The sequence below is a fragment of the Candidatus Schekmanbacteria bacterium RIFCSPLOWO2_02_FULL_38_14 genome, from assembly GCA_001790855.1.
Classification (GTDB): Bacteria; Schekmanbacteria; GWA2-38-11; order GWA2-38-11; family GWA2-38-11; genus 2-02-FULL-38-14-A.
In genome coordinates this window covers 25,233-30,915 of the sequence record MGDH01000036.1, presented here as the reverse complement: position 1 = coordinate 30,915, position 5,683 = coordinate 25,233, and the positions used below count along the sequence as shown (strand labels likewise).

Here is a 5,683-nt window from a genome sequence, read left to right as displayed (position 1 = left end):
GTCAGTGGACTAAACCTTACAAAAAAAGGGGGGTGAGAATTAATAATGAATAAAGCGGTTTTGGTATCAGTACTTCTCTTTGGGCTTCTTCTTTTTTCCGGTACAATGGTAATGGCTCAGGAAGAGGCAGCGAATGTAGAGAGTGGCAAAGGAAGTTTTAATTATGTCTATATTGCTTGCGCTATCGGAATAGCAATAGCAGCTTTTGGAGGCGCCTTGGGACAGGGCAAAAGCGTAAGCTCGGCCGTGGAAGGGATTGCGCGCAATCCAAATGCTTCAGGAAAAATTCAAACAGCTATGATTATCGGATTAGCATTGATTGAATCCCTTGTAATTTACACCTTTGTTGTAGTTTTGATTTTGCTTTTCAAATAATAATATAATTTCCCCTCAGCTTAGATTCTCTCCTGAAATGGGGATGTTATGAGTTGGGGGGATTTTCTTTCTGTAAAGCGAGAAGAGAGAAAAAAAAGAATCACTCCGCATGAGTGGATGTGGCAACTAGAGAAAATTAATAAGAAGAAGACTAAGAGTTTTGTGAATGGATGGGTAATGATGGAACAAGGTCTTTACAGTTATGTGCCAATCTTTATCTTAGTTTTAATTGTAGTAGGTTTTGCGTTTGCCAATCTGTTACTTTCATATCTTGTTGGCAGAAGGATATATAACAAAGAAAAGTTATCCCCCTACGAATGCGGCGTTCCGCCTGTAAGTTCTGCACGGTTAAGATTTCCAATTAAATTTTATCTCATAGCGATGTTATTTATAATCTTTGATATCGAAATAGTATTTTTATATCCGTGGGCAGTAGTTTTTCGTGAATTAAAGGTTCTTGGATCCTTTGCATTTATTGAAATGATTGTTTTTATAATAATACTTTTAATAGGTTTTGTATATGTATGGAAGAGAAAGGCGCTGGAATGGGAGTAGTTCATTGTGAAGGTTAGAGTTTTTGGTTATAAAACATGTATGTTTGAGAAATAATAGAATATCATGGTAATGTTTTCAGAAAAGGCAAAGCAAGAGTTTGAAGAGATTTTAAAGAAGTATCCTGATAAACAGGCAGGGCTTCTTCCAACGCTTTATCTTGCTCAGAGGGAGTTTGGGTACATCAGCAGGGAGGTAATGGATTATGTTGCTTCTATTATGGGTCTGCCTCAATCTGAAGTCTATGGCGTGGCAACATTTTATACAATGTACAATAAAAAGCCTGTCGGGAAATATTTCATTCAGGTCTGTAACAATATCTCCTGCTCACTTCTGAATGCAGAAAAAATAGTACAGCATATTGAAAAAAAACTTGGGATACAGGTTGGTGAAACAACCATAGATAACAGGTTCACTCTTGTTACTGTTGAGTGTCTTGGCTCTTGCGGCACAGCTCCAATGATGCAAATAAATGAAGATTATTATGAGGATTTGAGCATTGAAAGGGTGGATGAGATTTTAGAAAAGCTCAAATAGACTTCATAAGGGTAAGGGGTCAAGGATTCAAGGGAGAAAATGAAAAACAAATCCCCCCTTGCCCCCCTTTTCTAAAGGGGGGATGGGGGGATTTGTAGAATACTATTAAAGAACTTTAAGGATTCAAATTGAATAGAGAACTGTTAATAAACATATTGAAAAATCCGTGGACAATTAATGTAATAGAGATTTTTTTTGTCTTCGGGATTATAATGACTACTGTGGCTGTTCTTTCGCTTGCAGAAAGAAAGATATGCGCACGGATTCAATACCGCATAGGTCCAAACAGGGTTGGTCCATTCGGGCTTCTCCAGCCCCTTGCAGATGGAATAAAATTTATTTTCAAGGAAGACATAATACCAGACCATGTAAACAAAATATTTTATGTTTTGGCTCCGGCTATTTCAATTGTGCCTTCGCTTATGACTTTTGCAGTGATACCTTTTGGTCCCAAGACAACATTCTTTGGATTTCTTGACACTCCTGTGAGGCTTCAGATAGCGGATTTGAATGTAGGAATAATATATGTTTTTGCCATTGCCTCTCTCGGAGTTTACGGGATTGTTCTTGGAGGCTGGGCATCAAACAGCAAATATTCGCTTATGGGAGGGCTCAGGGCTTCTGCCCAGATGATTAGCTATGAGATTTCAATGGGGCTTTCAGTAATGGGAATCATTATGATGGCAGGGTCGTTAAGTCTTGCTGATATTGTGAATGACCAGGGAAGATACTGGTATATCTTTCCGCAGTTTTTAGGTTTTCTGATTTTTCTGGTTTCCTCTTTTGCTGAAACAAACAGGCTTCCATTTGACCTTCCAGAGGCAGACTCTGAGCTTGTTGCAGGATACCATACAGAGTACAGCAGCATGAAATTTGCAATGTTTTTCATGGCAGAGTATTCAAACATGGTTACTGCCTCAGCAATGATAGTCTCTCTGTATCTGGGAGGATGGCAGGGACTGCCTGTTGGAGGATGGATGGGGCTTCCAATTGTTGACAGGCTCTGGTTTATGCCTATAATCTGGTTCTGTGCAAAGGTGGGGCTTTTATTGTTCCTGTTTATCTGGGTGAGATGGTCTCTTCCGAGATTCCGTTATGACCAGCTTATGAGGCTTGGCTGGAAGGTTTTTCTTCCGCTTTCAATATTGAATATACTGATAACAGGTGCATTGATAATGTGGGATGTTTATTAGAGATGGGGTTAAGGGTTCTAGGGGTCAAGGGTTTAAGGGAATTTTAAGAGTCAAATTTCTTTTTGGTTCATATTCACTTGAACCCTCGAACCCTGGAACCCTTGAATCCTTATTTAGGAGATTAAGTTGCTGTTAGAAACTGTTTTGTTTTATCTGTTTGCTACAGTAGCAATAATATCTGCAGTTTTTGTTGTAATCAGGAAAAACCCTGTTTCAAGCGCAGTGTCTCTGGTTATTACTTTTCTTTCTCTTGCAGGGCTTTATGTGCTGCTGAATGCGCATTTCGTAGCTGCAGTGCAGATTCTGGTCTATGCAGGGGCTATCATGGTGCTTTTCCTTTTTGTGATAATGCTTATGGATTTGAAGAGGGAAGAGGATTTTTTCAGCAAACTCAGGATACAGAAATATTTTGGAATTGTTTTTGCGGTCATTTTTCTGGCAGAGGGTTTCATAGCCATAAAGGCTTTTGGAACCCGGTCTCTTTCAAAGGAGATTTATACTCCGGAAAACATTGCTGAAGCAGGAGGGAATACAAAGGTCATTGGAAAACTTCTCTTCACTGATTTTCTTCTTCCTTTTGAGGTTACTTCTGTACTGCTTCTTGTTGCAATTATCGGAGCAGTTGTTTTAGGAAAAAAAGAGGACTGATGATGATTACTCTGACTCATTATCTCATACTCTCAGGAGTTCTTTTTACCATCGGGCTTATTGGTGTTCTGGTAAGAAGAAGCGCGCTCGTGATTTTCATGTGTATTGAGCTGATGCTCAATGCTGTGAACCTGACCTTTATTGCCTTTTCAAGGTATCTGAATTCGCTGGACGGTCAGGTCTTCGTTTTTTTTGTCCTCTCAGTAGCTGCTGCTGAGGTTGTGGTCGGGCTTGCAATAATCATTCTGATTTTCAGAAACAGGGCTACTGTGAATGTTGATGAAATAAATCTGATGAAATGGTAAATGAAAATGTTTGAATATATATGGCTGATTCCACTTTTTCCATTAATTGGTACCGTTATTAACGGTCTTTTGGGAAAAAAAATCGGCAACAAGGCTGTCGGATTTGTCGGCTGTGCAGTTGTCGGCGCATCTTTTCTTGTCTCCCTGAGCATATTTACACAACTTCTCAATCTTTCACCTGAGACAAGATTTTTCCAGAAAATAATATACACATGGATCGGCTCAGGAGATTTCAATGCTGACATAGGGTTCCAGATTGACCCTCTTTCCGGGATAATGATTCTTGTTGTAACAGGAGTCGGGTTTTTAATCCACATCTACTCAGTGGGTTACATGCATAATGAGCCCGGCTATTTCAGGTATTTTGCCTATCTTAATCTTTTCACCTTTTCAATGCTTATTCTTGTCCTTGCAAATAATTTCCTTCTGATGTTTGTCGGATGGGAAGGAGTGGGACTCTGTTCATATCTTTTAATAGGCTTCTGGTTTGAGAAAAAATCAGCATCTGATGCAGGCAAGAAGGCATTCATTGTAAACCGGATAGGTGATTTTGGGTTTATTCTTGGCGTTATGCTCATATTCTCTACATTCAGGAGCGTTGAGTTCAGGGAGGTTTTTGAAAAAGCAGGAACTGATTTTACAGCAGGAGACCCGACAATAACTCTCATAACAATACTTCTTTTCATTGGTGCCTGCGGAAAGTCAGCGCAGATACCTCTCTATGTATGGTTGCCGGATGCAATGGAGGGTCCAACTCCTGTCAGCGCATTAATCCACGCAGCAACAATGGTTACAGCAGGGGTTTACATGGTATCGCGGTGCAATTTCCTGTACATTCTTGCGCCTGACTCAATGATGCTTGTGGCAATAATTGGCGCAGCTACTGCCATTTTTGCAGCCTCAATCGGGCTTGTTCAGAACGACATAAAAAGGGTTCTTGCTTATTCAACTGTGAGCCAGCTTGGCTATATGTTTCTTGGCTGCGGGGTCGGAGCATTCACAGCAGGCATATTCCACCTTATGACCCACGCATTTTTCAAAGCCCTTTTGTTTCTGGGCGCAGGGAGCGTCATCCACGGAATGGGCGGAGAGCAGGATATCTGGAAAATGGGCGCTTTGAGAAAGCATATGCCTGTAACATTTTTTACATTCCTCGCAGGAACAATTGCAATTACAGGGTTGCCGGGATTTTCAGGGTTCTTCAGCAAGGATGAAATTTTGTGGCAGGCTTACAGCGGACATTACGGCTCACCGTGGCTGTGGCTTGTTGGCGCTGTTGCAGCCGGCTTTACATCTTTTTATATGTTCAGGCTTCTTTTTGTTACATTCTTTGGAGGGTTCAGGGGCTCTGATGAAAAACTGCACCATTTGCACGAGTCTCCGGCAGTTATGACTATACCGCTTATAATCCTTGCAATACTTTCAGTGGTGGGAGGTTATGTCGGAGTTCCTCATGTTTTTGGCGGGCATAATGAGATTGTATCCTTCTTATCGCCTGTTCTTGGTGGTGAACAACCAAGTCCTGCTGCGGGACACGGAGGAGGTGAGTCTCTTGAATTTATTCTGATGGCAGTTTCTGTCGGGATTGCACTCATAGGACTTGTGACAGCATATTTCCTTTATATTGTTAAAAGCGAACTGCCTCAGAAGATATCTTCAAGCTTCAAGGGGATACACAGGGTTCTTCTGAATAAATATTATATTGATGAAATTTATGACACGTTGTTTGTTAACCCGATTAAAAACGGCTCAATCTTTTTATGGGAGTCTTTTGACAACAGGGTAATTGACGGCATTGTTAATGGTGTTGCGTCATTTTTTGAAGGCGGGAGCTCTGTTTTAAGGAGGCTTCAGACTGGTGTTGCCCAGTCATATATGCTTTCAATATTAATCGGGGCAGTTATGATACTGGGATATTATTTGCTGAGATAAAGTAGACATTAAGGATATTTTTAAAGAGGAAATAGATGTTTATGAGCAAGGAGTTTTTTCCAGTGCTTACAGTAATTACATTTTTCCCGCTGATAGGAGTGTTTTTCATCTTAATGGCAAACAGGAATAACCTGAATACCA

General features: G+C 40.6%; 7 protein-coding genes and 1 pseudogene (1 of these 8 running past the window's edge). All 8 read left to right on the top strand.

The genetic code is table 11. The features are described 5' to 3' along the window. Positions 1 to 45: 45 nt before the first annotated feature. Positions 46 to 375: an ATP synthase F0 subunit C gene (locus tag A3H37_05610; GenBank protein ID OGL48553.1), complete on the top strand. Its 330-nt coding sequence runs from the start codon at positions 46 to 48 to the stop codon at positions 373 to 375. A 180-nt stretch (positions 376 to 555) separates the two neighbouring features. Then, a complete protein-coding gene (locus A3H37_05605; protein ID OGL48629.1) occupies positions 556 to 930 on the top strand; it encodes an NADH-quinone oxidoreductase subunit A in 375 nt (124 codons plus the stop codon). Between the two features lie 63 nt (positions 931 to 993). Further along, positions 994 to 1,464, top strand: coding sequence for an NADH-quinone oxidoreductase subunit E (locus tag A3H37_05600; protein ID OGL48552.1), 471 nt, complete (start codon positions 994 to 996; stop codon positions 1,462 to 1,464). A gap of 152 nt (positions 1,465 to 1,616) precedes the next feature. Further along, positions 1,617 to 2,657, top strand: a complete 1,041-nt coding sequence (locus A3H37_05595) for an NADH-quinone oxidoreductase subunit H (GenBank protein ID OGL48628.1) — start codon at positions 1,617 to 1,619, stop codon at positions 2,655 to 2,657. 129 nt (positions 2,658 to 2,786) lie between these two features. Further along, positions 2,787 to 3,305: a hypothetical protein gene (locus A3H37_05590; GenBank protein OGL48627.1), complete on the top strand. Its 519-nt coding sequence runs from the start codon at positions 2,787 to 2,789 to the stop codon at positions 3,303 to 3,305. 2 nt (positions 3,306 to 3,307) lie between these two features. Next, positions 3,308 to 3,610: an NADH-quinone oxidoreductase subunit K gene (locus A3H37_05585; protein ID OGL48551.1), complete on the top strand. Its 303-nt coding sequence runs from the start codon at positions 3,308 to 3,310 to the stop codon at positions 3,608 to 3,610. Positions 3,611 to 3,616: 6 nt separating this feature from the next. Next, positions 3,617 to 5,542 carry an NADH-quinone oxidoreductase subunit L gene (locus A3H37_05580; protein OGL48626.1) on the top strand — a complete coding sequence of 642 codons (1,926 nt, stop codon included), beginning with the start codon at positions 3,617 to 3,619 and terminating at the stop codon, positions 5,540 to 5,542. Positions 5,543 to 5,577: 35 nt separating this feature from the next. Further along, positions 5,578 to 5,683: pseudogene (locus tag A3H37_05575) on the top strand (NADH-quinone oxidoreductase subunit M); it runs 1,604 nt beyond the window's last position.